24 protein-coding genes are annotated in these 24,219 nt (G+C 73.9%); 7 read left to right on the top strand and 17 right to left on the bottom strand.

The features are described 5' to 3' along the window. Positions 1-31 precede the first annotated feature (31 nt). The 3 genes from ABD363_RS23485 to ABD363_RS23475 all read right to left on the bottom strand — a co-directional run bounded on the left by ABD363_RS23485 (position 32) and on the right by ABD363_RS23475 (position 3,784). Positions 32-1,036, bottom strand: coding sequence for a zinc-dependent alcohol dehydrogenase (locus ABD363_RS23485; protein ID WP_344606795.1), 1,005 nt, complete (start codon positions 1,034-1,036; stop codon positions 32-34). A gap of 37 nt (positions 1,037-1,073) precedes the next feature. Next, entirely contained in the window at positions 1,074-2,237 is a 1,164-nt protein-coding gene (locus ABD363_RS23480; RefSeq protein WP_344606793.1) for a mandelate racemase/muconate lactonizing enzyme family protein, read from the bottom strand. A gap of 524 nt (positions 2,238-2,761) precedes the next feature. Next, positions 2,762-3,784, bottom strand: a complete 1,023-nt coding sequence (locus ABD363_RS23475; RefSeq protein WP_344606791.1) for an NADP-dependent oxidoreductase — start codon at positions 3,782-3,784, stop codon at positions 2,762-2,764. Between the two features lie 133 nt (positions 3,785-3,917). Between ABD363_RS23475 and ABD363_RS23470 the strand changes: the two genes are divergently transcribed. After that, positions 3,918-4,364: a MarR family winged helix-turn-helix transcriptional regulator gene (locus ABD363_RS23470; RefSeq protein ID WP_344606789.1), complete on the top strand. Its 447-nt coding sequence runs from the start codon at positions 3,918-3,920 to the stop codon at positions 4,362-4,364. Positions 4,365-4,514: 150 nt separating this feature from the next. Then, complete coding sequence (locus ABD363_RS23465) at positions 4,515-5,309, top strand: EI24 domain-containing protein (RefSeq protein WP_344606787.1); 795 nt, start codon at positions 4,515-4,517, stop codon at positions 5,307-5,309. A gap of 43 nt (positions 5,310-5,352) precedes the next feature. Here ABD363_RS23465 and ABD363_RS23460 read toward each other — a convergent pair whose 3' ends face one another. The 3 genes from ABD363_RS23460 to ABD363_RS23450 all read right to left on the bottom strand — a co-directional run bounded on the left by ABD363_RS23460 (position 5,353) and on the right by ABD363_RS23450 (position 9,094). Continuing rightward, positions 5,353-6,630: a pyroglutamyl-peptidase I gene (locus tag ABD363_RS23460; RefSeq protein WP_344606785.1), complete on the bottom strand. Its 1,278-nt coding sequence runs from the start codon at positions 6,628-6,630 to the stop codon at positions 5,353-5,355. A 483-nt stretch (positions 6,631-7,113) separates the two neighbouring features. Further along, a complete protein-coding gene (locus ABD363_RS23455; RefSeq protein ID WP_344606784.1) occupies positions 7,114-8,085 on the bottom strand; it encodes an aldose epimerase family protein in 972 nt (323 codons plus the stop codon). A 127-nt stretch (positions 8,086-8,212) separates the two neighbouring features. After that, entirely contained in the window at positions 8,213-9,094 is an 882-nt protein-coding gene (locus tag ABD363_RS23450; protein ID WP_344606782.1) for an SGNH/GDSL hydrolase family protein, read from the bottom strand. A 265-nt stretch (positions 9,095-9,359) separates the two neighbouring features. Between ABD363_RS23450 and ABD363_RS23445 the strand changes: the two genes are divergently transcribed. Beyond that, a complete protein-coding gene (locus tag ABD363_RS23445) occupies positions 9,360-9,854 on the top strand; it encodes a DUF3145 domain-containing protein (protein ID WP_344606780.1) in 495 nt (164 codons plus the stop codon). Positions 9,855-9,943: 89 nt separating this feature from the next. On the opposite strand, the gene fabF is transcribed toward ABD363_RS23445, so the two are convergent. From fabF to fasR, 5 genes are all read right to left on the bottom strand, one after another. Then, entirely contained in the window at positions 9,944-11,215 is a 1,272-nt protein-coding gene (fabF, locus tag ABD363_RS23440) for a beta-ketoacyl-ACP synthase II (protein WP_344606778.1), read from the bottom strand. 86 nt (positions 11,216-11,301) lie between these two features. Further along, positions 11,302-11,550, bottom strand: a complete 249-nt coding sequence (locus ABD363_RS23435) for an acyl carrier protein (RefSeq protein WP_344606776.1) — start codon at positions 11,548-11,550, stop codon at positions 11,302-11,304. Positions 11,551-11,651: 101 nt separating this feature from the next. Continuing rightward, complete coding sequence (locus tag ABD363_RS23430; RefSeq protein ID WP_344606774.1) at positions 11,652-12,683, bottom strand: ketoacyl-ACP synthase III; 1,032 nt, start codon at positions 12,681-12,683, stop codon at positions 11,652-11,654. A gap of 11 nt (positions 12,684-12,694) precedes the next feature. Next, a complete protein-coding gene (locus tag ABD363_RS23425) occupies positions 12,695-13,621 on the bottom strand; it encodes an ACP S-malonyltransferase (protein ID WP_344606773.1) in 927 nt (308 codons plus the stop codon). Positions 13,622-13,710: 89 nt separating this feature from the next. Continuing rightward, entirely contained in the window at positions 13,711-14,916 is a 1,206-nt protein-coding gene (gene fasR / locus ABD363_RS23420) for a fatty acid biosynthesis transcriptional regulator FasR (RefSeq protein WP_344606772.1), read from the bottom strand. A gap of 62 nt (positions 14,917-14,978) precedes the next feature. Between fasR and ABD363_RS23415 the strand changes: the two genes are divergently transcribed. Continuing rightward, positions 14,979-15,632, top strand: a complete 654-nt coding sequence (locus ABD363_RS23415; RefSeq protein ID WP_344606869.1) for a pirin family protein — start codon at positions 14,979-14,981, stop codon at positions 15,630-15,632. Positions 15,633-15,920: 288 nt separating this feature from the next. Here ABD363_RS23415 and ABD363_RS23410 read toward each other — a convergent pair whose 3' ends face one another. The 3 genes from ABD363_RS23410 to ABD363_RS23400 form a co-directional block, all read right to left on the bottom strand. Then, positions 15,921-16,301 (bottom strand): VOC family protein, encoded by a 381-nt coding sequence (locus tag ABD363_RS23410; protein ID WP_344606770.1) that lies wholly within the window; start codon positions 16,299-16,301, stop codon positions 15,921-15,923. A 204-nt stretch (positions 16,302-16,505) separates the two neighbouring features. After that, a complete protein-coding gene (locus ABD363_RS23405; protein ID WP_344606768.1) occupies positions 16,506-17,324 on the bottom strand; it encodes a serine hydrolase domain-containing protein in 819 nt (272 codons plus the stop codon). 19 nt (positions 17,325-17,343) lie between these two features. Beyond that, positions 17,344-17,481 (bottom strand): hypothetical protein, encoded by a 138-nt coding sequence (locus tag ABD363_RS23400; RefSeq protein WP_344606766.1) that lies wholly within the window; start codon positions 17,479-17,481, stop codon positions 17,344-17,346. 426 nt (positions 17,482-17,907) lie between these two features. On the opposite strand from ABD363_RS23400, the gene ABD363_RS23395 reads away from it, so the two are divergent. Beyond that, complete coding sequence (locus tag ABD363_RS23395) at positions 17,908-18,372, top strand: MerR family transcriptional regulator (protein WP_344606764.1); 465 nt, start codon at positions 17,908-17,910, stop codon at positions 18,370-18,372. Continuing rightward, positions 18,369-19,385 (top strand): aldo/keto reductase, encoded by a 1,017-nt coding sequence (locus ABD363_RS23390; protein WP_344606762.1) that lies wholly within the window; start codon positions 18,369-18,371, stop codon positions 19,383-19,385. The genes ABD363_RS23395 and ABD363_RS23390 overlap by 4 nt, the downstream gene beginning before the upstream one ends. A 28-nt stretch (positions 19,386-19,413) precedes the next feature. Here ABD363_RS23390 and ABD363_RS23385 read toward each other — a convergent pair whose 3' ends face one another. The 3 genes from ABD363_RS23385 to ABD363_RS23375 form a co-directional block, all read right to left on the bottom strand. Beyond that, the gene (locus tag ABD363_RS23385; RefSeq protein ID WP_344606760.1) at positions 19,414-20,262 is read right to left on the bottom strand and encodes a DUF4429 domain-containing protein; all 849 of its coding nucleotides are present in this window, start codon (positions 20,260-20,262) and stop codon (positions 19,414-19,416) included. Between the two features lie 67 nt (positions 20,263-20,329). Further along, on the bottom strand, positions 20,330-21,547 hold the full coding sequence (locus ABD363_RS23380) for an alpha/beta hydrolase (protein WP_344606758.1): 1,218 nt from the start codon (positions 21,545-21,547) through the stop codon (positions 20,330-20,332). 121 nt (positions 21,548-21,668) lie between these two features. Then, positions 21,669-22,328, bottom strand: coding sequence for a TetR family transcriptional regulator (locus ABD363_RS23375; RefSeq protein ID WP_344606756.1), 660 nt, complete (start codon positions 22,326-22,328; stop codon positions 21,669-21,671). A gap of 114 nt (positions 22,329-22,442) precedes the next feature. Between ABD363_RS23375 and ABD363_RS23370 the strand changes: the two genes are divergently transcribed. Continuing rightward, complete coding sequence (locus ABD363_RS23370; RefSeq protein WP_344606754.1) at positions 22,443-24,062, top strand: MFS transporter; 1,620 nt, start codon at positions 22,443-22,445, stop codon at positions 24,060-24,062. Positions 24,063-24,219: the final 157 nt, after the last annotated feature.

Raw genomic sequence — 24,219 nt, 5'->3', positions numbered from 1 at the left:
GCCGTCAGGTCGCCCCCGTACCGGCGTACGGCTAGGGGCGGAGCAGCACCTTGCCGACCTTCGGGTCGCCGGACCCCACCAGCTCGATGGCGTGCGGGAACTCGGCGAGCGGCAGCTCGTGCGTCACCAGCGGCAGCGGGTCGAGCAGCCCGGCCCCGAAGGCCCGCGCCGTGTGCGCCCAGGCGTCCGGCGGCGCCCCGAAGACGGTGTGCACCTCCAGCTGCCGTACGACGAGGTCGGTCGGGTCGAGCCCGTCGGCGCCCGGCGCGGGGATGCCCGTCAGCACCAGGCGCCCGCCGCGCCGCAGCAGCCCCGCGGAGACCCGCGCGGCGTCGGCCGACCCGGCGGTCTCGATCACCACGTCGACGTCGTCGGGGAGCTCCTGGTCCTTGGTGCGGAAGTCGGTGGCGCCGTAGGCGCGGGACAGCGCCTCGCGGTCCCGCCGGGTGCCGACGACCAGCAGCTCGGCCGGCGAGTTCGCCCTGAGGAACTGCACGGCGAACATCCCCAGCGTGCCGGTGCCGACGACGGCCACCTTCTCGCCGGGCAGCGCGTTCGCCTTGAGCGCGGCGGCGGCGACGCAGGCGGCGGGCTCCAGCAGGGCCGCCGCCGTCAGGTCGCAGTCGTCCCGCAGCACGTGCAGCAGACGGGCCGGGAGGGTGAGCGTGGCGGCCATGGCGCCCGGCTGGGTGAACCCGGTCTCCTCGTAGCCGGCCCGGCACAGGGTCGTCTCGCCCGCGTGGCAGCGGTCGCAGACCTGGCAGTTGCGGAAGCCCTCGCCGACGACCTTGCGGCCGACCAGGGACCCGGGGACGCCGGCGCCGACCCGCTCGACGGTCCCGGACCACTCGTGGCCGGGCGTGAGCGGGTAGCGGACGTACCCCGGGGGCCGGTTGCCCTGGTACACCTCGCGGTCGCTGCCGCAGATCCCGGCGGCGTGCACCCGGACCAGGGCCTCGCCGGGACCGGGCTCGCGGGGCTCGTGCGCCACGAGCCGGTGCGCGCCCGGCGCCTCGATGACGACGGCGGTGCTCACGGTCTCCTCCCGCGGGGGGACGGGCCCTGCGGCCGGCTCACTTCGTGGCCTTCGGCTTGCGCTGCTCCCAGCCCTCGGCCCACAGGTCGAAGCGGGCCTGCTGCTGCGGGAACTCGGCGGCGGCGTCGGTGTCCAGCTCGACGCCGAGGCCGGGGGCGTCGGAGAGGTGGAAGCAGCCGTCCTCGGGGTCGACCTGCGGGGCGCCCTTGACGACCTTCTTGATCTCCGCGTCCGCGAAGTCGTTGAAGTGCTCCAGGATCTTGAAGTTGGGGGAGGTGAAGCCGACCTGGAGGGAGGCGGCGGTGAGCACCGACCCGCCCACGTTGTGCGGGGCGACCAGCATGTAGTGGGTCTCGGCGGTCGCGGCCAGCTTCCGGGTCTCCCAGATGCCGCCGATGTGGCCGACGTCCGGCTGGATGATGTCGACGGACTGGTCCTCGAACAGCTCGCGGAACTCGATCCGGTCGTGGATGCGCTCGCCGGTGGCGACCGGCAGGTCCACCTTCTCGGCGACCTTCTTCAGCGCCTTCAGGTTCTCCGGCGGCACCGGCTCCTCCAGCCAGGCCGGCTTGAAGGGCGCCATCTCCTTGGCCAGCCGCACCGCGGTCGCGGGCGAGAACCGGCCGTGCATCTCCAGCATCAGCTCGGCCTCGGGGCCGATGGCGTCCCGGACCGCCTCGATGAGGGAGACGGCGTAGCAGGTCTGCTCGTGGTCGAACTCGAAGTGCCCGGTGCCGAAGGGGTCGATCTTCAGCGCCCGGTACCCGCGCGCCACGACCTGCTGGGCGGCCTTGTGGTAGGCCTCCGGGGTGCGCTCGGTGGTGTACCAGCCGTTGGCGTAGGCCTTGACCTTGTCGGTGACCTTGCCGCCCAGCAGCTGCCAGACGGGCACGCCGAGGGCCTTGCCCTTGATGTCCCAGCAGGCCATCTCGATCACGGCGATGCCGGACATCACGATCTCGCCGGCCCGGCCGTAGTCGCCGTACTTCATGCGGCGCACGAGGTCCTCGACGGCGAACGGGTCGGAGCCGAGAATGTGGTTGACCTCGGCCTCCTTCAGATAGCCCAGGAGGGCGTCGGTGTGCCCCAGCATCCGGGTCTCGCCGACTCCGGTGACTCCCTCGTCGGTGTGCACCTGGACGTACGTCAGGTTGCGCCACGGCGTCCCGACCACGTGTGTGCTGATTCCGGTGATGCGCACGGCAGTTGCCCCTTGCTGCTTCGTCGGCTTCGTTGGCTTCTTCGACTTCGTCGGCTCTGCGGCGTGTGTGCGAAATCCCAGCGTTCGAAATTTCGTCACACGTTCGAAATGCTGGCGTGACAGTAAGGACGGGGCGCGGGGAGTGTCAATGGGTCGAACGCACAACGGTTTCGAGAGTTTCGGGAACCGGTTTCGACGCGCCCGCCGCGGGGCCGGCGGGATCTCGCGGGGAAGGGCCCGGCCACCCGTGCCGGAGCGGGGGTTCCCACGGGGCCCGCACGGCCGGATCCGGGGGCGCGGCCCGGCCGGAACGCGGCCTCCCGCGCCATGGACCGCCGCCGCCCCGCGCGTACGGCGAAGGCCGCGCCCCACGTCCAAGGGCGCGGCCTTCGCCGTACGCAACGAGCACGCCCGGGCGGGCGTCACGGTCACACCCCCGCGGGCTCCGCCCTCCGGAGCGGGGCGGACCCGGCGGGGGCGCGGGCCGCGGCGGCGTCCGCCTCCGGCGGGCCGCCGGAAGGGCGTCAGAGCTTGACGATCATCTTCCCGGTGTTGTCGCCGCGCAGGACGCCGAGGAAGGCCTCCAGGTTGTTCTCGATGCCCTCGACGACCGTCTCGCGGTACTTGAGCCGGCCGGACCGCACCCAGGGGCCGACCTCCTCGACGAACCGCGGCTGGAGGTCGTAGTGGTCGCCGACGAGGAAGCCCTCGATGCGGCCGCGGGTCTGGATGAGCCGGGCCAGGTTCTTCGGGCCGGGGGCGGGCTCGGTGTCGTTGTAGACGGAGATCATGCCGCAGACGGCGATCCGGCCGCCGCGGTTGAGGGAGCCGATCGCGGCCTCCAGGTGGTCGCCGCCGACGTTGTCGAAGTAGACGTCGATCCCGTCCGGCGCGGCGGCGCGCAGCTGCTCGCCCACCGGCCCGTCCTTGTAGTTGAAGGCGGCGTCGAAGCCGTACTCGTCCAGCAGCAGCCGGACCTTCTCGGCGGACCCGGCCGACCCGATGACCCGCGAGGCGCCCTTCAGCTTGGCGATCTGCCCGACCTGGCTGCCCACCGCCCCGGCCGCGCCGGAGACGAACACCGCGTCGCCCTCCTTGAAGGCGGCGGTGCGCAGCAGCCCGGCGTAGGCGGTCAGCCCGGTCATGCCCAGCACGCCGAGGTACGCCGACAGCGGCGCGGCTCCGGGGTCGACCCGCACGGCGTTCTCCGCGTCCACGACGGCGTACTCGCGCCAGCCGAAGAAGTGCAGGACGTGGTCGCCGACGGCGATGCCCTCGGCGTTGGAGGCGACGACCTCGCCGACGGCGCCGCCCTGCATGACCTTGCCCAGCTCGAAGGGGGCGACGTAGGACCTGGCGGCGCTCATCCGGCCGCGCATGTACGGGTCGACGGAGAGGTACTCGTTGCGCACCAGCACCTGTCCCTCGCCGGGCGCCGGGACCGGGGCCTCGACCAGGGCGAAGTCCTCCGGCTTCGGCCAGCCGACCGGGCGGCTGAGCAGGTGCCATTCGCGGCTGACGGCGGGAAGGGAGGGGGAGTCGGTCATGGGGGCGCCTTTCCTCGGGGTCCGCTGAGCCGATCGCCCGGCTGCCGGGGCGATTACCACAGGTTGCTTAAGTTACTGAAACAACCATGCGCTGAACATTTCAGCTTGTCAAACATCCGGGTATCCTGACCCCATGACCGCCCCGCACGAGACCGCCCGCCGGCCCGACGCCCTCACCCTGGAGGTCGTCGAGCTCGTCGGGGAGGTCGTGGCCCGCTTCCACGCCGACTACGAGAAGGCCGCGGCGGAGCACGCGCTGACCGGGGCGCAGGCGCGGCTGCTGAGCCTGCTGTCGCTGGAGCCGCTGCCGATGCGGAAGCTGGCGCGGCGGCTGAAGTGCGAGCCGTCCAACGTCACCGGCCTCGTGGACCGGCTGGAGGCGCGCGGGCTGGTGGAGCGCCGGCCGGACCCCGCCGACCGCCGGGTGAAACTCGCGGCGGCGACCCAGGAGGGCCGCCGGGTGGCCCGCAGCCTGCGGGAGTCCCTGCGGTTCGCGCGCGAGCCGCTGGCCGGGCTGTCCGAGGGGGAGCGGGTGGCGCTGCGGGACGCGCTGCGGCGGATGGTCGGCGCCGACGGCTAGCCCCGCCGTGCCGGGCCCCGGGCCCGGGGCGTCCCGTACGAGGCCCGGAGCCCGGCACGCCGTCGGGCCCGCCCCCCCCGGGCGGGTGGCGGGAAGGAGCGACGGGGCCTGGCGTCCACGGCGCCGCGCCGCCCCCGCTAGAGTTCCCCCATGCGCGATCTTGGGGCGGGATTCGGCCACCTTCTGAAGGGCCAGCGCTGGGTGGCCCAGCACGGCAGGAGCTACGGTTTCGGGCTCCTCCCGGGCCTGATCACCCTCGTTCTCTACGCGGCGGCGCTGGTCGCGCTGGCGCTGTGGGGCGAGGACCTGGTCGCCTGGGCGACCCCGTTCGCCGACGGCTGGCCGAGCCCCTGGCTCGGTCTCTTCCGCGGCCTGCTCACCGCCGTCCTGTTCGCCCTCGGCCTGCTCCTCGCCGTCCTCACCTTCACCGCGGTCACCCTGCTGATCGGCCAGCCCTTCTACGAGGGCCTCTCCGAGCGGGTCGACCAGGACGTCTCCCCGGACGGCACCGCACCCCGGTCGGGCCTGCCGCTCTGGCGCGAGCTGTGGGTCTCGGGCCGCGACAGCCTGCGGATCGTGCTGCGCGCCGCCGTCTGGGGCGTGCTGCTGTTCGCCTGCGGTTTCATCCCCGTCGTCGGCCAGACGGTCGTCCCGGTGATCGGCTTCTTCGTCACCGGGTTCTTCCTCACCGAGGAGCTCACCGCCGTCGCCCTCCAGCGCCGCGGCGTGGAGCTGCGCGACCGCCTCGCCCTGCTGCGCTCCCGCAAGACCCTGGTCTGGGGCTTCGGCACACCGCTGGGCCTGGCCTTCCTGGTCCCGTTCGTCGCGGTGTTCCTGATGCCGGGCGCGGTCGCGGGCGCCACGCTGCTCGCCCGTGAGCTGCTGGGCGAGGACGGCGTCGGGGACACCGCCGACGAGCCGGAGGGCGAGGACGCCAAGCCGTGAGCGGGCCGGCCGCCGGGGCCGCCGTCCCGGCCGGCCCCGGCGGTCAGCGCCGGGGCCGCTCCGCCGCGCCGAGCGCCACGGCCACGATCGCCCGCACCTGCGCGATGATGTCCAGCCGGTCGCGGACGAACTCCGGGTCGGTGACCTCGGTGGTGTTCCCGGCGCCGAACCGGAGCACCGGCGTGTGCACATGCCCGCCCGGCAGCGTCCCGCGCAGGCCGAGCCGGTCCCGCAGCAGGGTCGCCCGGTAGGCGATCTCGTTGGAGAGGTAGTCCCCGCCGCCGCCCGCCCGGGCCGTCGACCCGGGGGTGGGGCCGTCGGGCCGCACGACGGGCTCGGTGCCGCCCGCCGGTATCTCGGTCACGGCGGTGTTGTCGTACACGGGGAACCGCCCGGTGTCCGCGGCCGTGATCGCGGCGTACGGCAGGGTGGTCGTCGTCCACTGCGGCCGCGTGGCCGGGCCGGCGACCGGGATCGCCCCGGTGCGGGAGACGTTCTCGTTGTCGGGGAAGCCGCCCCGCCAGGCCCCGTTGGTCCGCTCGACGTCGAAGCGGCCGACCCGCCCCTGGCTGACGGTGGTGAACAGGTCCACCTCCGGCAGGTGCGGCCGCAGCGTGCGCTCCACCGTCCCCTCCCCGGCGCCGAACGCCCGGGAGGCGCCCGGGGTGAAGTCCCGCCAGCGCACCGGGAACACGGCGGCCTCGATCCGCGCCGGGCCGTCCGGGGTCTCGACCACCGTGCCGTCGAGGGCGAGGGCGGCCGCGCCGGACGGGTTGGAGGTGCGGATGTCCCGGTCCAGCGTGAACGGGTCGAAGCCGGTGACCAGGACCCGCTTGACGCCCCCGCCGCGCGGGTGGCGGAGGGAGGTCTGGCCGCGCGAGGTCCGCTCCAACTCGTCCAGCAGGCGCGCGCGTCGCGCGTCGGTGAGCCCGAAATCCGGCTGCCAGGTGCGCACCTGACGGGTCATCGCGAGCCGCGCCCAGTACAGCGGCCGGTCGTCGTCCCGGCTCAGGTCGCCGCCCGCCGGCCCGCGCCCCTGCGCCCGGTCCACGGCCCGCCGCCACAGCGCCGAGCCCTCCCGGGCCACGACCCGGCGGGCCTCGCCGTAGGAGCGGGCCGCGCCGAGGGCGCGGGCGAACCGCCCGGTCGCGGTGCCGAACCCGGAGCGGCGCAGGATCTCCTGGGGCACGGACCGGTCGAGGCGCTGCTCCTCGACGGTGGGGGAGGGGACCGCCGGCGCGGCGCCGGCCGTCGTGGGGGCGGCGAGCGCCGCCAGCAGGGCCAGGCCGAGCACGCAGGGGCCGACGCGTCGAGATGTCAAGGGAGTTCGGGTCCTTCCGTTGCGGCGGGAAGCATGTGCCGCAGTATCGGTGACGGAAGTGCCGTACGCCATGGCGCGTGGCCCCGGAGGCGGCCGCGGCGGCCTTTCGCGACGCGGCCGGAAGGTCTCCGGGCCGGGGCGCCGGACCGGTCGTCGCCCGGCCGCCCGCGCCCGTCGGCGGCGAGGCCCTCGCCCGCTGCGGGCCGCGGCGCGACCCCGGCGAGCCGATCGCCGCGGCCGTCGCCGAGCCGGCGCGCCGCGCCTTCGAAGTGGGGACGAATCGACCGGCTCGTGGCCTTCTGTGAAGGGTTCGTACGAACTCCGGGCCGGCCGCTCGATCGCGGGCCGCAGGATCACCGCGACGACTAACGTCTGATCCGGGACGACCCTCCCACCGAGCAGCCCCGGCCCGGGACCTGACACCCGGGCCGGGGCTCGGACGTCCCCGGGACCCGGGCGGACGGCGGGAAGGCGGCGACGGGGCTAGCGGGTCCCGAACCCGTACACCGTCTCGGACCGGAACACCTCGCCCGGCCGCAGCACCGTGCTCGGGAACTCCGGCCGGTTCGGGGAGTCGGGGAAGTGCTGGGTCTCCAGCGCGACGCCGGCGCCGGGCGCGAAGGGCGCACCGACGTGGTCCGCGGTGTAGAGCTGGAGGCCGGGTTCGGTGGTCGCCACGGTCAGGACCCGCCCGGACGCAGGGTCGTACAGCTCGGCGACCTCCACGGGCGTGTCCGTCACGCCCTTGTCGAGCACGAAGTTGTGGTCGTAGCCCGTGCCGACCGCGCGGGCCCGGCGGAAGTCGAAGCGGGTGCCGGACACGTCCTGGAGCGCCCCCGTGGGGATCAGGTCCGCGTCGACGGGGGTGAGGCGCGAGGCGGCCAGCCGCAGCTCGTGCCCGCCGGCGTGCCCGGAGCCGCCCAGGTCGAAGTAGCTGTGGTTGGTGAGGTTCACCACGGTCGGCGCGTCGGTGACCGCCTCGTAGGCGATCCGCAGCGCCCCCGCCTCGTCCAGCGTGTACGTCGCCGCGACCTCCAGCCGGCCCGGGAAGCCCTCCTCGCCGTCCGGGCTGACCCGGGTGAGGCGCACGCCGTGCTCGACCTCGGCCACGTCCCACACGCGCTTGTCGAAGCCGCGCTCGCCGCCGTGCAGGGAGTTGGGCCCGTTGTTGCGCGCCAGCGCGTACGTCCGCCCGTCCAGCGCGAAGCGGCCCCGGGCGATCCGGTTGGCGTACCGCCCGACCAGGGCGCCGAAGTAGGGCTCCGGGTGGGTCAGATAGCCGGCGAGGTCCGTGAACCCCAGCACCACGTCCGCCCGCCGCCCGTCCCGGTCCGGGACCTCGACCGACTGCACGATCCCGCCGTACGACAGGACGCGCACCCGGACGCCCGCCCGCTCCAGCGTCCAGCGGTGGACAGGGGTGCCGTCGGACAATGTGCCGAAGAGTTCGCTCATGTTCGAAAACTCTAGTGCCCGGCAGGCACCGGCCGCCCGCCGAGGAGCGGCGCCCGCCGCACACCCGTGCGGCGGTGGGGAGCCCGCCGGGCGCGGCGCCGGGGGACGCGCCCGCCGGGGCGCCGGGTCACGCCGTGCGGGCCGTGACGGTCCGGTAGGCGATCTCCGCCAGCCGGGCCTGCCCGTCCACGCTGGGGTGGAACCAGTCCCACGGGCTCAGCTGCTTCGGCCCGAACCGGTACGCGTGCACCGCGCCCCCGTCGGACCGGCACCGCCGGTCCCGCTCGCAGACCTCCCGCAGGACCCTGTTGTAGTCCTCCACCCGCTGCTGCACCGCGTTCCGCCGCAGGGTCGCCGCCGCGTCCGTCGCCTGCGCGTCACCCAGCATCGACGGGCAGACGCCCAGCTTCCACACCTGCCGGCCCAGCGGGCTGGTGCGCCCCTGGGCCCACAGCCGCTTCAGGTTCGGCACGCTCGCCACGTACACCTGGGCCTCGGGCAGGGTCTTGCGCAGGGTGCTCATCGCCCGCTGGAAGTCGGCGCGGAAGTCGGCCACCGGGGTCATCGCGGACACCGTGTCCCGGCAGGCGTCGTTCGCCCCCACCAGCACCGTCACCAGCTCCGGCCGGTGCGCCGCGGCCCGCGCCAGCTGACCGGGCAGGTCCGCCATGCGCGCCCCGGTCACCGCGTAGTTCCAGCTCCGCCCGGCCGCCTTCGCGCCCAGCAGCCGCACGGCGAGACTGTCCACCTCGGGGCTGCTGCCGGTCGCCCAGGACGCCTCGGGGCAGTCCGACAGGACCGTGCAGGCGTCGAAGCCGGTCGTGATGGAGTCGCCGACGGCGGCGATCGAGGCCGGGCTCGCGTCCCAGACCGGCGTGGGGCGCGCGGACGGCCCGTCCTTCCGGGGGCCGGAGGAGGCGCCGCCGCCGGCATCGCAGCCGGCGACGCCCAGGACGGCCGCGGCCAGGACGGCGAGGACGGCCCGTGAACGGTGGCGTCGTTTCCGCATCCTGGCCCATTCCCTCGCTGATCTCCCGCCGGGTCCTCCACGTTCTCAACCCATGACACCGCGCGAGGGTTCCCGGACCCGTCGATGCGACGTCTCACACCCGCACAAGCGTCCTGCCGGGTGAATGGCGGATGTTTCCGGGTACCGGGACCGACGGTACGTCACACTCCCCACCCCGCCGCACGGTAGCCTCGCCATCGACGTGACCCTCCCGGTCACGGCCGCCCGCCCGTTCCGAGATGTCCCGCTCTGCCCGGAGGTTCCGGTGACGACACGTGGAGTTCTGTACGTGCACTCCGCTCCGCGCGCGCTGTGCCCGCACGTCGAGTGGGCCGTCGCCGGGGTGCTCGGCACGCGCGTCAGCCTGGACTGGATCCGGCAGCCCGCCGCCCCCGGCACCTGGCGCTCGGAGTTCTCCTGGCAGGGCAGGCCCGGCACCGCCTCCCAACTGGCCTCCGCCCTGCGCGGCTGGCAGCTCCTGCGCTTCGAGGTCACCGCCGAGCCCTGCGCCACCGCCGAGGGCGAGCGCTACAGCTGCACCCCCGACCTCGGCATCTTCCACGCCGTCACCGGCATCCACGGCGACATCCTCATCCCCGAGGACCGCCTGCGCGCCGCCCTGCTGCGCTCCCAGCGCGGGGAGGCGGACCTGGCGGCGGAACTGTCGAAGCTGCTGGGCAAGCCCTGGGACGACGAACTGGAGCCGTTCCGGTACGCCGGCGAGGGCGCCCCGGTCCGCTGGCTGCACCAGGTGGTCTGACCGGCCCGGCCCGCGGCGGGCGCCGTCCCGGGACGCGCGAAGGGCTCCCACCGGCCGGTGGGAGCCCTTCGGCTGCGTGCGGACGCCGGTCAGACGGTCCGGAACGCCAGCACCACGTTGTGCCCGCCGAAGCCGAACGAGTCGTTCAGGGCGGCGATCCGCCCCTCGACCGGCAGCTTGCGCGCCTCGTCCCGCACCACGTCGGCGTGGGCCTCGGCCTCGGGGTCGATGTTCTCGATGTTGATGGTCGGCGGAGCCAGCCGGTGGTACAGCGCCAGCACGGTCGCGACGGACTCCACGCCGCCCGCGCCGCCGAGCAGATGCCCGGTCATCGACTTGGTCGCGGACACCGCGATGTGGTCGGCGTCGTCGCCGAACACCTTCCGCAGCGCCTTCAGCTCGGCGATGTCACCGGCCGGCGTCGACGTCGCGTGCGCGTTGACGTGCACGATCTCCGCCGGGTCCAGGTCGTTGCGGTCCAGCAGGTTCTGCAGGGCGTGCGAGATGCCCCGCCCCTCCGGCTCCGGCTGCACGATGTCGTGGCTGTCGGCGGAGATGCCCTGCCCGACCGCCTCGGCGTACACCCGCGCACCGCGCCGGGCGGCGTGCTCGGCGGACTCCAGGACGATCACGCCGGCGCCCTCGCCGAGGACGAACCCGTCGCGGGCGACGTCGTACGGACGCGAGGCGCCCTGCGGGTCGTCGTTGTTCTTGGACATCGCCATCATGTTGCCGAACGCGGCGATCGGCAGCGGGTGGATCGCCGCCTCCGTGCCGCCGGCGACGACGACGTCGGCGCGGCCGGTGCGGATCATCTCGATGGCGTAGCCGATGGCCTCGGCGCCCGACGCGCAGGCGGAGACCGGCGTGTGCACGCCCGCCCGGGCGCCGACGGCCAGGCCCACGTTGGCCGAGGGGCTGTTCGGCATCAGCATGGGGACGGTGTGCGGGGAGACGCGGCGGACGCCCTTCTCCTTGAGCACGTCGTACTGGTCGAGGAGGGTGGTCACGCCGCCGATGCCGGAGGCGATGACCGCGCCGAGCCGGTCCGGGTCGACGTCGGCGCCCTCACCGGCCTTGGCCTCGAAGCCCGCGTCGGCCCAGGCCTCCTTGGCCGCGATCAGCGCGAACTGCGCCGAGCGGTCCAGGCGGCGGGCCTGCGGCCGGGGAATGACCTCGGTCGGCTCCACGGCGATCTGGGCCGCGATGCGGACCGCCTGCTCGGCGGCCCACTCCTGCTCGAGGGGCGTGACGCCGGAACGACCGGCGATCAGACCCTCCCAGGTAGAGGCTGCGTCGCCACCCAGCGGTGTGGTTGCGCCGATACCGGTGACGACCACGGTGCGATTGGTCGAGCTCACGGAATTTCTCTCCAACGGATACGAGGATTCGTACGGCGCCACCGCCGGGTGGCGGGGCAGTAAGCCCTCAGCCTGGGATCGGCCGATCAGGCCTGGTGCTTGAGGATGTACTCGGTCGCGTCGCCGACGGTCTTGAGGCTCTTGACCTCCTCGTCCGGGATCTTGACCTCGAAGCGCTCCTCGGCGGCGACGACGACCTCGACCATGGACAGCGAGTCGACGTCCAGGTCGTCGGTGAAGGACTTGTCCAGCTGGACGTCCTCAACCGGGATGCCGGCGATCTCGTTCACGATCTCGGCGAGACCGGCGACGATCTCTTCCTGAGTGGCGGCCATGTTGGCGCTCCTTCGTAGATATCCAGAGGGTGTGGCGCCCGCCGCGTCGGCGGCAGGTGGTGGAGTACTCCGCACCGGAAACATGATCCGGCACCGAGTGCCTAAGGGAGGGTAACGACCGTCGCTGCGTAGACGAGACCCGCCCCGAAGCCGATGACGAGGGCGGTGTCGCCGCTCTTGGCCTCGCCGGTCGCCAGGAGCCGCTCCATCGCGAGCGGGATCGAGGCGGCCGAGGTGTTGCCGGTGGTGCGGATGTCGCGGGCGACCGTGACGTGCTCCGGCAGTTTCAGGGTCTTCACCATCGAGTCGATGATCCGCACGTTGGCCTGGTGCGGGATGAAGACGTCCAGGTCGTCCGGGGCGATGCCGGCCGCGTCCAGCGCCTGCTGGGCGACCTTCGCCATCTCGAACACGGCCCAGCGGAACACCGCCTGGCCCTCCTGCGTGATCGCGGGGAACTTGACGTTCCCCGCGGAGTCGAGGGGCAGCTCGGAGACGTCACCGGTCCTGAACCGGTCCCACGGCACCGTCTGCTTGATGGTCTCCGCCTTGTCGCCCTCCGAGCCCCACACGGTCGGGCCGATGGCCGGCTCCTGGGAGGGGCCGACGACGACCGCGCCGGCGCCGTCGCCGAACAGGAAGGCCGTGGCCCGGTCCTCCAGGTCGGTGAGGTCGCTCAGCCGCTCCACGCCGATGACGAGGACGTACTCCGCCGAACCCTCGACGATCATGCCCTTGGCGAGGGTGAGGCCGTAGCCGAAGCCCGCGCAGCCCGCCGAGATGTCGAAGGCGGCGGCCTTGTCCGTGCCCAGCTTGTCGGCGATCTCGGTGGCGATGGCCGGGGTCTGGCTGAAGTGGGAGACGGTCGAGACGACCACGGCGCCGATCTGCCCGGCGTCGATCCCGGCGCTCGCGAGGGCCTTGCCGGACGCCTCGATCGACATCGCCGCGACGGTCTCCTCCGGCGACGCCCAGTGCCGGGTCTCGATGCCGGAACGCGAGCGGATCCACTCGTCGGACGAGTCGATCCGCTCCAGGATCACCTCGTTCGGCACGACCCGGGTCGGGCGGTAGCCGCCCACGCCGAGGATGCGCGCGTACGGGGCACCCTTGCTGGGCTTGATCTTCGCCATGTGGGCTCCTTCTAGGCGCTGTGCTCGGCGGCGTGCTCGGCGATGAGCTCGCGAGCCGCGTCGAGGTCGGCGGGGGTCTTCAGGGCCAGCGTCTTGACGCCGGGCAGCGCACGCTTGGCCAGACCGGTGAGCGTACCGCCGGGGCACACCTCGATCAGCGCGGTGACACCGAGCTCCTTGAAGGTCTCCATGCACAGGTCCCAGCGGACCGGGTTGGCGACCTGGCCGACCAGCCGCTGGAGCACCTCGGTGCCGCTCGCGACGGTCTGCCCGTCCTTGTTGGAGACGTAGGGGACCTTCGGGTCGGCCGGCGTGAGTTCCGCGGCGGCCTCGGCCAGCTTCTCGACGGCGGGGGCCATGTGGTGGGTGTGGAAGGCGCCGGCGACCTTCAGCGGGACGACCTTGCGGACGCCCTCGGGCTTGTCGTCGTTCAGCGCGGCGAGCTGCTCCAGCGTGCCCGCCGCCACGATCTGGCCCGCGCCGTTCATGTTCGCCGGGGTCAGGCCCAGCTTCTCCAGGTGCGGCACGGTCGTCTCGGGGGCGCCGCCGAGCAGCGCCGACATGCCGGTCTCGGTGATCGCGGCGGCCTCGGCCATCGCCAGGCCCCGCCGGCGTACGAGGGTCAGCGCGGCGGTGTCGTCCAGGACGCCGGCGAAGGCGGCGGCGGTGATCTCGCCGACGCTGTGGCCCGCGACGGCCCCCGGCGGGGTGCCGCCGAGCGCCTCGGCCGAGAGGATCCCCGCGGCGACGAGCAGCGGCTGGGCCACGGCGGTGTCGCGGATCGCGTCCGCGTCGGCCTGTGTGCCGTAGTGGACGAGGTCGAGTCCGATGGCGTCCGACCAGGCGGCGACGCGGTCGGCGGCGCCGGGCAGTTCGAGCCATTCAGTCAGGAAGCCGGGCGTCTGGGCGCCTTGGCCGGGAGCGACGAGTACGAGCACTCTCACACTCTCTCTTGGGGACGGGTACGCCCGCCCGTGAGGACAGGGACGAAGAACAGCAGGGGGTTTTGTGGGCCCCCGACAAAACCCTAGGGCTGAGGATCGCCGTCGACCAGACGCCCCAGGATCAGCGCGATACGGAGGGTGAAAGCCGACCGTACATCGGAGGGTGACCATCCGGTGACATCAGTCACACGTCGGAGCCGGTAGCGCACGGTGTTGGGATGGACGAAGAGCATCCGGGCGGCGCCTTCGAGACTGCTCGCCTGTTCGAGATAGACGCTCAGCGTCTCCAACAGGGCGGCCCCGGCCTCCTCCAGCGGTCTGTAGATCTCCTCCACCAACTGCTCGCGTGCGGAGGGGTCTCCGGCGATCGCGCGCTCCGGCAGCAGGTCGTCGGCCAGCACCGGACGCGGGGCGTCCTGCCAGGCGGAACACGCCTTGAGCCCCGCCGCGGCGGCCTGCGCGGACCGGGTCGCGGCCAGCAGGTCCGGCACCACCGGGCCGGCCACCACCGGTCCCGGCGCGAACGGCCCGATCAGCGACTTCGCCACGGCGAGCGGGTTGTCGCTGCCGCCCGCGATGACGACGAGCCGGTCCCCGAGGACCCCGGTCAGCACCTGGAGCTTGGCGTGCCGGGCGGCCCGCCGGATGGCCTCCACGGTCAGCTCGGAGTCCCCGTCGGGGGCGGTGCCGAGCACCACGCACACGTGCTCCGGGGAGTTCCAGCCCAGGGCGGCGGCCCGGGAGACGGCCCCCTCGTCGGCCTCGCCGCTGAGCACGGCGTTCACCACCAGGGACTCCAGACGGGCGTCCCAGGCGCCGCGTGCCTCGGCGGCCTGGGCGTACACCTGGGCGGTGGCGAAGGCGATCTCACGGGCGTACACGAGCAGCGCCTCGCGCAGCACGCTCTCGTCGCCGGGGGCCGCGACCTCGTCGATCGCGGACTCCATGACCTCGATGGTGGTGCGCACCATCTCGACGGTCTGCCGCAGGGTGATGGCCCGGGTCAGCTCGCGCGGCGCGGTCCCGAAGACGTCGGTGGAGATGGCCTGCGGAGCCTCCGGGTGCCGGAACCACTCGGTGAAGGCGGCGATGCCGGCCTGGGCGACCAGCCCGATCCAGGAACGGTTCTCCGGGGGCATGGCCCGGTACCACGGCAGCGTCTCGTCCATCCGCGCGATGGCCTGCGCGGCGAGGCTTCCGGACGACTTCTCCAGCCGCCTCAGGGTCGCGGAGTGCGGATGGAGGCCGTGTGCTGTGGCTTCGACGGTACGGGTTTCTGGTTCGGGCACGGGGACAAGACTGCCTTATCGGGACGGCCGAGTGCGCCGCCGGGTCTACGGTGGGACGCGTGATGGACGTACGGCGCGCGGCGGAGCGCTACCCCGGAGGCGACCCGGCGGCAGGGATCGAGTCGTTCCACGCCTTCTCCTTCGGCCCGCACTACGATCCCGACAACCTCCGCTTCGGCGCGCTGATCGCCTGCAACGAGGAGCGCCTGGCGCCGGGCGCCGGCTTCGACGAGCACCCGCACAGCCACACCGAGATCGTCACCTGGGTCGTCGAGGGCGAGCTGACCCACCGGGACTCCACCGGCCGCGAGACGGTGGTGCGCCCCGGGGACGTGCAGCGGCTGAGCGCGGCCGACGGCGTGCGGCACGTCGAACGCAACGACGGGACCGCGCCCCTGACCTTCGTGCAGATGTGGCTGGCCCCCCGGGAACCGGGCGGCGAGCCGTCGTACGAGATCGTCCCCGCCCTCGCCGACTCCACCCCGTACGCCGTCCCCGCGGCCGGTGCGACGCTGCACGTGCGGCGCCTGGCGGCGGGGGAGCGGACGGCGGTCCCGGACGGGGCGTACGTGTACGTCCACGTGGTGCGCGGCCGCATACGGCTGGACGGCGCGGAACTGGGCCCCGGCGACGCGGCGCGCATCACCGGGGCCGGGGACGTGACGGCGGCGGGGGTGACGCCGACCGAGCTGCTGGTGTGGGAGATGAGCGGCTAGGGACCGGGCCGAAGGCGCGGTTCCCGCCCGGCGGGCGCATCCCGCGTCCGCCGCGGAGCCGCCGGCGTCCGCTGCCGGCGCGCGGGGCGGAAGGCCCCGCCGGCGGACCGGAGCGTCCGCGCTCCCGCCCCCGCGCGGCGAACGGGGGGCGCCTTCGGCGCCCCGAGGCAGCGGGCGCGCGTGCCGGGCGTCGCGGGGGAGAGGGACGCCTCCCCGCCCGGGCGCGGCCAGGGGGGCCGGGCGGCCCCTTCCGGCGCAGGCCTCGGCCGCGCCGGGGACACGGAGCCGTCAGAGCGGGTTGAGGCGGGCCTTGAGCAGGCAGAACTCGTTGCCCTCGGGGTCGGCCAGGACGTGCCACTGCTCCTCGCCGGTCTGGCCGATGTCGGCCGGGCGCGCCCCGAGCTTCAGGAGGCGCTCGAGCTCGGCGTCCTGGTCGCGGTCGGTGGGGTTGACGTCGATGTGCAGCCGCAGCTTGCCCGGCTCCGGCTCGTCCCTGCGGCTGAGGATGATCGTCGGCTGCGGACCGCCGAACCCTTCGCGCGGGCCGATCTCGACGTAGCCCTCCTCCCCGCGGTCGAGCACCACGAAGTCCAGGACCTCGCACCAGAACCGCGCCAGCGCCTCCGGGTCCCGGCAGCCGAGCACGAGTTCACTGATACGACAGGCCATGGACGAACCCCGCTTCCGGTGAGGGAACTGCCGGTGCGGCCGCGCGCGGAGCTCTTCGGCTCCCCGCGGCGGACACGCCCGAGACCGTACCGGGCGGGACAAGGAGGCGCGAGGGGTTTTCGCGCGGTCCCCGCCCGGCCGGGCCGGACGGGGACCGCGGGGCCGCGGGGCGCGCCGTGGGGCGGCCGGCTGCGCACGAGGCCGCTAGCGCAGCTCCGCCAGCACCGCGTCCGTGAAAGGCGGCCACGCCTCGACCGCCCAGGGCCCGAACGCCCGGTCCGTCAGCGCCACGCACGCCGCGCCGGCGTCCGGGTCGATCCACAGGAACGTCCCCGACTGCCCGAAGTGCCCGAAGGTGCGCGGCGAGGACGAGGACCCGGTCCAGTGCGGGGACTTGCCGTCGCGGATCTCGAAGCCGAGGCCCCAGTCGTTGGGGTTCTGGTGCCCGTAGCCCGGCAGCACGCCCTTCCTCCCCGGGTACTGCACCGTCATCGCCCCGGCGACCGTGCGGGGGTCCAGCAGCCGCGGGGCCTGCACCTCGGCGGCGAACCGCAGCAGGTCCCCGACGGTGGAGACGCCGTCCTTGGCCGGGGAGCCGTCGAGCGTCGTCGACGTCATCCCCAGCGGCTGGAGCACCGCCTGCCGCAGGTACTCGGCGAACGGGATGTCCGTGGCCTTCGCGATGTGCTCCCCGAGCTGTTCGAATCCGGCGTTGGAGTACAGCCGCCGCTCCCCGGGCGGGGCCGTCACCCGGTGCTCGTCGAAGGCGAGGCCCGAGGTGTGCGCGAGCAGGTGCCGCACCGTCGACCCGTCGGGGCCGGCGGGCTCGTCCAGCTCGACCGCCCCCTCCTCGTACGCGACGAGCGCCGCGTAGGCGGCGAGCGGCTTGGTGACCGAGGCCAGGGGGAAGCGCCGGTCGACCGGTCCGTGGGTGCCGAGGACCGTGCCGTCGGCCCGTACGACACCCGCCGCGGCGGTGGGAACCGGCCAGTTCTCGATCAACGCGAGGCTCTTCAAGGACATGCCCGTGAGCCTAAGCGGCTCACCGGCGCAGTCGCACCGAGGGGTCGGTGTCCCGGGTGGAGCCCGGCGACGCGTACGGCGGCTCGGTCCCGGCGGAGGCGGTGAGCATGACGTACCCGGCGCCCCGCTCCCGGAGCCGGCGCAGCGACTCCTCCATGCACGCGCGCGCGTCCCCGGCGCCGGGCGTCCGGGCCGGCCGCGGCGCTGAGGACGCCGCCGATCAGCCCGTGCGGGTCGCCCGCCCGGTCCGGTACTCCGGCGTCCCGGGCCACCGGCGCCCCGGGCCGCTCCGGGTCGCCCCGGGCGGTCGGCGACGGACGCGGCGAAGTCCCCGTCCGGCCGGGCCGGCCGCTCCCGCAGGGCCGGCCGGGACCGGACGTGCCGGTCGGCGGGACCGGGCGTGCCGGCGAGCGCGCCGACCATCACCTGACGCGGCCTCAGCACCGCCTGCGCCTCCCCGGGCGCGGCGCGGCGTACGGCACCCGTGGCCCGCGCGCCGACCGGTGCGCCCGCGCTCCGGCGCGTCGATTTCCGATCGATTCCGCTTGCTTGGAGCGCACTCCAAGGTCCTAGCGTGGAGGCCATGACGGTGACGGAGACCACGAGCGCCAGTACCGACACCTGCGCGGGGCCGCGGCCGCGCGACCGGCGCCCGGACGGCGAGGACCGGTACACCATCAGCGAGGTCGCCGCCCTCACCGGTCTGACGGCGCACACCCTGCGCTGGTACGAGCGGATCGGGCTGATGCCGCACATCGACCGCTCCCACACCGGGCAGCGCCGCTACCGCAACCGCGACCTGGACTGGCTCGACCTCGTCGGCAAGCTCCGGCTGACCGGCATGCCGGTCGCGGACATGGTCCGGTACGCGGAGCTGGTGCGCGCGGGCGACCACACCTACGGCGAGCGCTTCGCGCTGCTGAAGGCGACCCGGGAGGACGTCCTGGCCAGGATCGCCGAACTCCAGGGCACGCTCGCCGTGCTCGACCGGAAGATCGATTTCTACGCGGACGCCGGGCGCGCCCTGGCGTCGGAGAGGTCCCGATGACGGACGGCAGGATCGAGAAGGTACGGCTGGGCACGGACGGCCCCGAGGTGGGCGTCCAGGGCCTGGGCTGCATGGGCATGAGCTTCGCCTACGGCCCGGCGGACGCCGGGGAGTCCCGGGCGACCCTGGAACGGGCGCTGGAACTCGGCATCACCCTGTACGACACGGCGGACGCGTACGGGGCGGGGGAGAACGAGCGGTTCCTGTCGCCGTTCTTCAAGGCGCACCGCGACGAGGTCGTCGTCGCCACCAAGTTCGCCCTGTCGATCCCGCCGGACGACCCGACGAAGCGCATCATCCGCAACGACCCGCCGTACATCCGCCAGGCCGTCGAGGCCAGCCTGAAGCGCCTCGACGTCGACGTGATCGACCTCTACTACATGCACCGGCGCGATGTGGCCGTGCCGATCGAGGAGACCGTCGGCACGATGGCCGAACTGGTGCGCGAGGGCAAGGTGAAGCACCTGGGCCTGAGCGAGGTCACCGCGGACGAGCTCCGGGCCGCGGCCGCCGTCCACCCCATCGCCGCCGTGCAGTCGGAGTGGTCGCTGTTCAGCCGGGACATCGAGGCGAAGGTCGTGCCCGCCGCCCGCGACCTGGGCGTGGCCCTGGTCCCGTACTCCCCGCTCGGCCGGGGCTTCCTCACGGGCTCCTTCGTCAACGCCGAGAAGGACCTGACGGACGGTGACTTCCGCCGCCAGCAGCCCCGCTTCACCGGGGAGAACGCCCGGGCCAACGCGGCCCTGCTCGCCCCGGTCCGCACGGTCGCCGAGGCCCGCGGCGTCTCCCTCGGCCAGGTCGCCCTGGCCTGGGCCCAGCAGCGGGCGGCGGTGCACGGCCTGCCGGTCGTCCCGATCCCGGGCACCCGCAAGCCGGGCCGGGTGGCGGAGAACGCGGCGGCCACCCGCATCGTGCTCACCGAGGAGGAACTGGCGCTGCTGGAGCCCGTCGCGGCGAAGGTGGCGGGCGACCGCTATCCGGACATGGCGTTCACCTCGGCGGGCCGGGAGTAGCCGGGAGGGCGGGGACGCCGCCGGGCGGCTAGAGCTCCGCCAGCAACTCCGCCTTTTTCACGGAGAACTCCTCGTCGGTCACCAGCCCGGCCCGGTGCAGTTCCCCGAGATGGCGGATCCGCTCGGCGATGTCCGCGGGGTCGCGGCGCACCGCCGCCGGCACCGCGGGCACCGGCTGGGCCTGCCGCACCGCCGCCAGCACCGCCGCCGCGAACGGCAGCGACTCGTGCACCGCCCCGTACCCGAGCCCGAACACCACGGCCGCCGGGTCCTGGTCCGGCGACGCCGGCTGCGCCTCGGCGGCGTCGCGCCGCAGCAGCCGCAGGTACCCCTCGAACAGCTCGGGTGAGCGCCACTCCACCCCGCTCAGGCCGGCGACCGCGAAACTCTGGTCGCCGGCCTTCCACTTCGCCGTCGACGCGCCCGTCCAGAACCACCGGAAGCGCACCGTGCGGCCGTCGAAGGACGCCTTCCCGTCGTACGCCTTGAACTGCAGCGGCACCTCGGGCGCCGCCACCAGGTACCGCTCGGCGGGCCCCGAGGCGGTCAGCCGCGCCCGCACCTCCTCGGCGTAGTACTCCGCGAGCACGTCCCGCTCGGCCGGCAGCACCAGCCGGTACGGGTCGCCGCTCTCCTTCAACTGTCCCGCGGCGGCCTCCATCAGCGGATCGGCGCCGGGCCGCGGCTCCATGCGCAGGACGACGGTGCCGCGCCGGCCGGGGGTGAGCGTCACGCCGGCGACGGCCTCCAGGGGGATCCGGCGTTCCCCCAGCACCTGGAGCAGCTTCGGTGTTCGAATCCCCCGTTCGTAACGGATGAGCACGGAGTCGGACTCGAACTCCCAGGCGGCATGAAATCCGGCCAGTACGTCACCCATGCGGCTCATCGTATGCGGCATGAGGCCTTCCGTCCCCTCCCCGTGCAGACCGCGGTTCCTGTCGTCTCTACGCGCGTCCGGCCGTGCCCGCGTCGGACAAACCCGCCGCGCAGACGTCGTCTTCTCCGGCGCAGTCCACCGAGCGGTACGCGCCAACGCCGATCTCGGCGAAGTTCAGCAGGCTCTCCGTGCCCGGTTCGAAATAGCCGCTGTGTCCCCGCGCGCCCCGCGCGGACAACACCCGCGCCCCGAACGCGGCCGACACCGGATCGGCCCCGTGGCCCAGCCCGCCGACCTCCAGATACGGCACGTCCTGCACCCAGTCGTCGGCGTCCCGCGTCGCCCACACGCGGGCGGTGGTGCGCAGTTGGGCGGCGTTCCGGACGCGCATGCCGGGGCTGCCGGCCACCGCGATGTCGGCCACCCGGCGCGGCAGCGCGGGCGCGGCGAGCCCGCACACCACGGAGCCGTAGCTGTGGCAGAACAGCGCGACCGGCGCCGTCCCGGGCAGCGCCCGCACCAGCGCGTTCAGCCGGGCGGCCCCGCTCCCGGCGCGCGTCGCGGTGGCCGCGTCCACGCCGAGCCCGCTGGGCGCCGTGTAGTCGGCCCAGGCGATCACGGCCGTGCGGGTCGAGGGGCGGGCCGCCCGCTCGGCGGCGTACAGGGCCTCGGCCATGCCGACGGGGGCCGCGTACCTGCGCCGGGTGCGCTGGAAGGTGAGCAGGTCGGTGTCGACGCCGGGGACGACGACGGAGACGCGCTCGGCCCGGCGCAGATCGCCGAAGACCTCGGCGACGCGCCCGGAGCCCTCCGGGTCGAAGGCGAGGATGTGCCGGCCGGTCCCCATCAGCGACTCGAAGCGGTGCATCCGGCGGCCCGCCGCCCGCTGCCCGTCCGGGGTGAGGCGGCTGTCGTGCAGGCGTGCGCGCTCGGCGGCGCGGGCCTGGCCGAGCGCGATGCGGTTGGCGCGGTAGCGCAGCTCGACGGGGGCGCCGTTCATGTTGCCCACCGCGAGGGGATAGCGGCGGGCCAGCGTGAGCCGCTGCCGTTCGGTGAGGGAGGCGAAGAAGCGGGCCAGCCGGCCGGGCGCCGCCTGCGGGTCCGGCAGCCGGTGCCCGTCGATCCGGCCGTGCTCCCAGGCGCTGAGCGAGGCCCCCAGGGCCGTCGTCTCGCGCTGGGCGCGCAGTGCGGTCCAGCCGGTGGTCGCCAGCATCACGAACACCACGGCCAGTGCGAGCAGGGCGCGCCAGACGTTCAGGTGAGGGGAGGTGTCGAAGGAAGTCACTGGAAGGACACACTAGGAGAACGGAAGGGTCTCGCGTGAATCAAGTGACGCGGATCACGTTTCGTTCGCGTGATCCGGGGTTCAGTCCTCTCCCGTGCGGCCCGAGGCGGCCGGGACGGGCTCACTTCCCGCGCCAGTTCCCGACCAGCGCCGGCCCCACCTGATCGAGGTGCGAGGCGGCCAGCTCGCGGATCGCCGCGAGGCTGACGTCGTCCCCCGCCGACCAGATCCGTTCCGTGACCCGCATGACCGCGCCGAAGACGGCCACCACCAGGCGCGGCCGCGGGTCGGCGTCCACGTCCAGCCCCTCCCGGCGGGCGATGACGCGCGCGATCTCCTCCTCCAGCTCCGTCGCGCGCCGCAGATGGGCGGCGAGCAGCGCGGGCGTCGACTCGATCACCCGGTACAGGCGCATGTGGAGTTCCAGCGGCACCAGCTGCTCGATGGCCTCGCCGATGGTGTCCCAGCTGTCCAGGACGGCGCGGCGCAGCGCCTGCAGCGGCGGCTCGCCGGGCGGGCGCTCGCGCAGGGCGGCCAGGAAATGCGACTCCGCGAGCCGCGCCACGAAGAACGCCGCCTCCTCCTTGCTGGCGAAGTAGCGGAAGAAGGTGCGCTGGGAGACGCCGACGGCCTCGGCGATCTCGTCGACGGTGGTCCGCTCGTACCCCTTGGCCGTGAACAACCCGAGGGCGGCCCGCAGCAGCGCGTCCCGCGTGCGCTGCTTCTTGCGCTCGCGCAGCCCCGGCCGGGGCGCCGTGCGCACGGTCTCCAGCGTGTCCATGGGCTCTCCCGACGAAACTGTTCTCCCTGTTCAGGCTATAAGGGAGTGGCGCGCCAGTTACCGGCTTGTGAACTGGTTTGTCATGTGTCAGTCGCTGTCACTAGCCTCGAACGCATGACTAGTCAGACCACCATCGACACGACGGGGTCGGGGGACAAGGCACCGGCAACCCCGTCGGACGCGACGCCGGGCAAGGGGCTGCGCGGCCACCCCTGGTTCACCCTCATAACCGTCGCAGTGGGGGTCATGATGGTGGCCCTCGACGGCACCATCGTGGCCATCGCCAACCCGGCCATCGGTGACGACCTGAAGGCCAGCCTGGCCCAGCTGCAGTGGATCACCAACGCCTACTTCCTCGCCCTCGCGGTCTCCCTGATCACCGCGGGCAAGCTCGGTGACCGCTTCGGCCACCGCCAGACCTTCCTCATCGGCGTGATCGGCTTCGCCGCCGCCTCCGGGGCCATCGGCCTGTCCAGCAGCATCGGGCTGGTCGTCACCTTCCGCGTCTTCCAGGGCCTGTTCGGCGCGCTGCTGATGCCGGCCGCGCTGGGCCTGCTGCGGGCCACCTTCCCGGCCGAGAAGCTCAACATGGCCATCGGCATCTGGGGCATGGTCATCGGCGCCTCCACCGCGGGCGGCCCGATCCTCGGCGGTGTCCTCGTCGAGCACGTCAACTGGCAGTCGGTGTTCTTCATCAACGTGCCGGTCGGTGTCCTCGCGGTCGTCCTCGGCGGGTGGATCCTGCTGGACCACCGTGCGGAGAACGCGCCGCGCTCCTTCGACGTCGTCGGCATCGCGCTGCTGTCGGGCGCGATGTTCTGCCTCGTCTGGGCCCTGATCAAGGCGCCCGAGTGGGGCTGGGGGGACGGCAGGACCTGGCTGTTCATCGCCGCGTCGGTGGTCCTCTTCGCCGCCTTCGCCCTCTGGGAGAAGAGGGTGCGGGAGCCGCTGATCCCGCTGGCGCTGTTCCGTTCCGTCCCGCTGTCCGCGGGTGTCGTGCTGATGGTCCTGATGGCCATCGCCTTCATGGGCGGCCTGTTCTTCGTGACCTTCTACCTGCAGAACGTGCACGGCATGAGCCCGGTCGACGCCGGCCTGCACCTGCTGCCGCTCACCGGCATGATGATCGTCGGCTCCCCGCTGGCGGGCGCGATGATCACCAAGCTCGGCCCGCGGATCCCGCTGGCCGGCGGCATGGCGCTCACCGCGATCGCCATGTACGGGATGTCCACCCTGGACGTGAACACCGGCAGCGGCCCGATGTCCCTGTGGTTCGCCCTGCTGGGCCTCGGCCTCGCGCCGGTCATGGTCGGCGCCACCGAGGTCATCGTCGGCAACGCGCCGATGGAGCTCTCCGGCGTCGCCGGCGGTCTGCAGCAGGCCGCCATGCAGATCGGCGGCAGCCTCGGCACGGCCGTCCTGGGCGCCGTGATGGCCTCCAAGGTCGACAGCGACCTGGCCGGCAACTGGACCGAGGCGGGGCTCCCGCCGCTCACCCCGGCCCAGGAGCAGCAGGCCTCGGAGGCGGTCCAGGTCGGCGTGGCGCCGGTGGCGCCGGGCACCCCCGACGCCGTCGTCGAGAAGATCACGGACGTCGCGCACGACACCTTCGTCTCCGGCATGAGCCTGGCGTCGCTGGTCGCCGCCGGGGTCGCCGTCGTCGCGGTGCTGGTCGCGTTCCTCACCAAGCGCGGGGAGAACGCCGAGGCCGGCGCGGGCATCGGCCACATCTGACGGAGCATCGGGCCGGTTTCGCCCATCAGGGTGACAACACCGGCCATCCCTCCCCTCCGGCCCGTGCCGCGGGTCACAGTGGGTCAAGCCCTCCGCAGGGCATGGAGGACGGCCGGCCGCGGCGCGCTGCTGGAGGGGGGGCATCGTCGTCGTTTTG

It is taken from the genome of Streptomyces glaucus (assembly GCF_039533365.1).
Classification (GTDB): domain Bacteria; phylum Actinomycetota; class Actinomycetes; order Streptomycetales; family Streptomycetaceae; genus Streptomyces; species Streptomyces glaucus.
Note: the sequence above shows the minus strand (reverse complement) of the source record. Positions and strands in the feature narration are given on the sequence as shown.

Coding starts and splice junctions, on each gene's coding strand:
- ABD363_RS23455 (WP_344606784.1), bottom strand. CDS start 8,085: ATGAGCGAACTCTTCGGCACATTGTCCGACGGCACCCCTGTCCACCGC.
- ABD363_RS23405 (WP_344606768.1), bottom strand. CDS start 17,324: ATGTCCTTGAAGAGCCTCGCGTTGATCGAGAACTGGCCGGTTCCCACC.
- ABD363_RS23385 (WP_344606760.1), bottom strand. CDS start 20,262: ATGGGTGACGTACTGGCCGGATTTCATGCCGCCTGGGAGTTCGAGTCC.
- ABD363_RS23430 (WP_344606774.1), bottom strand. CDS start 12,683: ATGGCGAAGATCAAGCCCAGCAAGGGTGCCCCGTACGCGCGCATCCTC.
- ABD363_RS23390 (WP_344606762.1), top strand. CDS start 18,369: ATGACGGACGGCAGGATCGAGAAGGTACGGCTGGGCACGGACGGCCCC.
- ABD363_RS23410 (WP_344606770.1), bottom strand. CDS start 16,301: ATGGCCTGTCGTATCAGTGAACTCGTGCTCGGCTGCCGGGACCCGGAG.
- ABD363_RS23435 (WP_344606776.1), bottom strand. CDS start 11,550: ATGGCCGCCACTCAGGAAGAGATCGTCGCCGGTCTCGCCGAGATCGTG.
- ABD363_RS23470 (WP_344606789.1), top strand. CDS start 3,918: ATGACCGCCCCGCACGAGACCGCCCGCCGGCCCGACGCCCTCACCCTG.
- ABD363_RS23395 (WP_344606764.1), top strand. CDS start 17,908: ATGACGGTGACGGAGACCACGAGCGCCAGTACCGACACCTGCGCGGGG.
- ABD363_RS23375 (WP_344606756.1), bottom strand. CDS start 22,328: ATGGACACGCTGGAGACCGTGCGCACGGCGCCCCGGCCGGGGCTGCGC.
- ABD363_RS23400 (WP_344606766.1), bottom strand. CDS start 17,481: ATGGAGGAGTCGCTGCGCCGGCTCCGGGAGCGGGGCGCCGGGTACGTC.
- ABD363_RS23465 (WP_344606787.1), top strand. CDS start 4,515: ATGCGCGATCTTGGGGCGGGATTCGGCCACCTTCTGAAGGGCCAGCGC.
- ABD363_RS23475 (WP_344606791.1), bottom strand. CDS start 3,784: ATGACCGACTCCCCCTCCCTTCCCGCCGTCAGCCGCGAATGGCACCTG.
- ABD363_RS23415 (WP_344606869.1), top strand. CDS start 14,979: ATGGACGTACGGCGCGCGGCGGAGCGCTACCCCGGAGGCGACCCGGCG.
- ABD363_RS23450 (WP_344606782.1), bottom strand. CDS start 9,094: ATGCGGAAACGACGCCACCGTTCACGGGCCGTCCTCGCCGTCCTGGCC.
- ABD363_RS23370 (WP_344606754.1), top strand. CDS start 22,443: ATGACTAGTCAGACCACCATCGACACGACGGGGTCGGGGGACAAGGCA.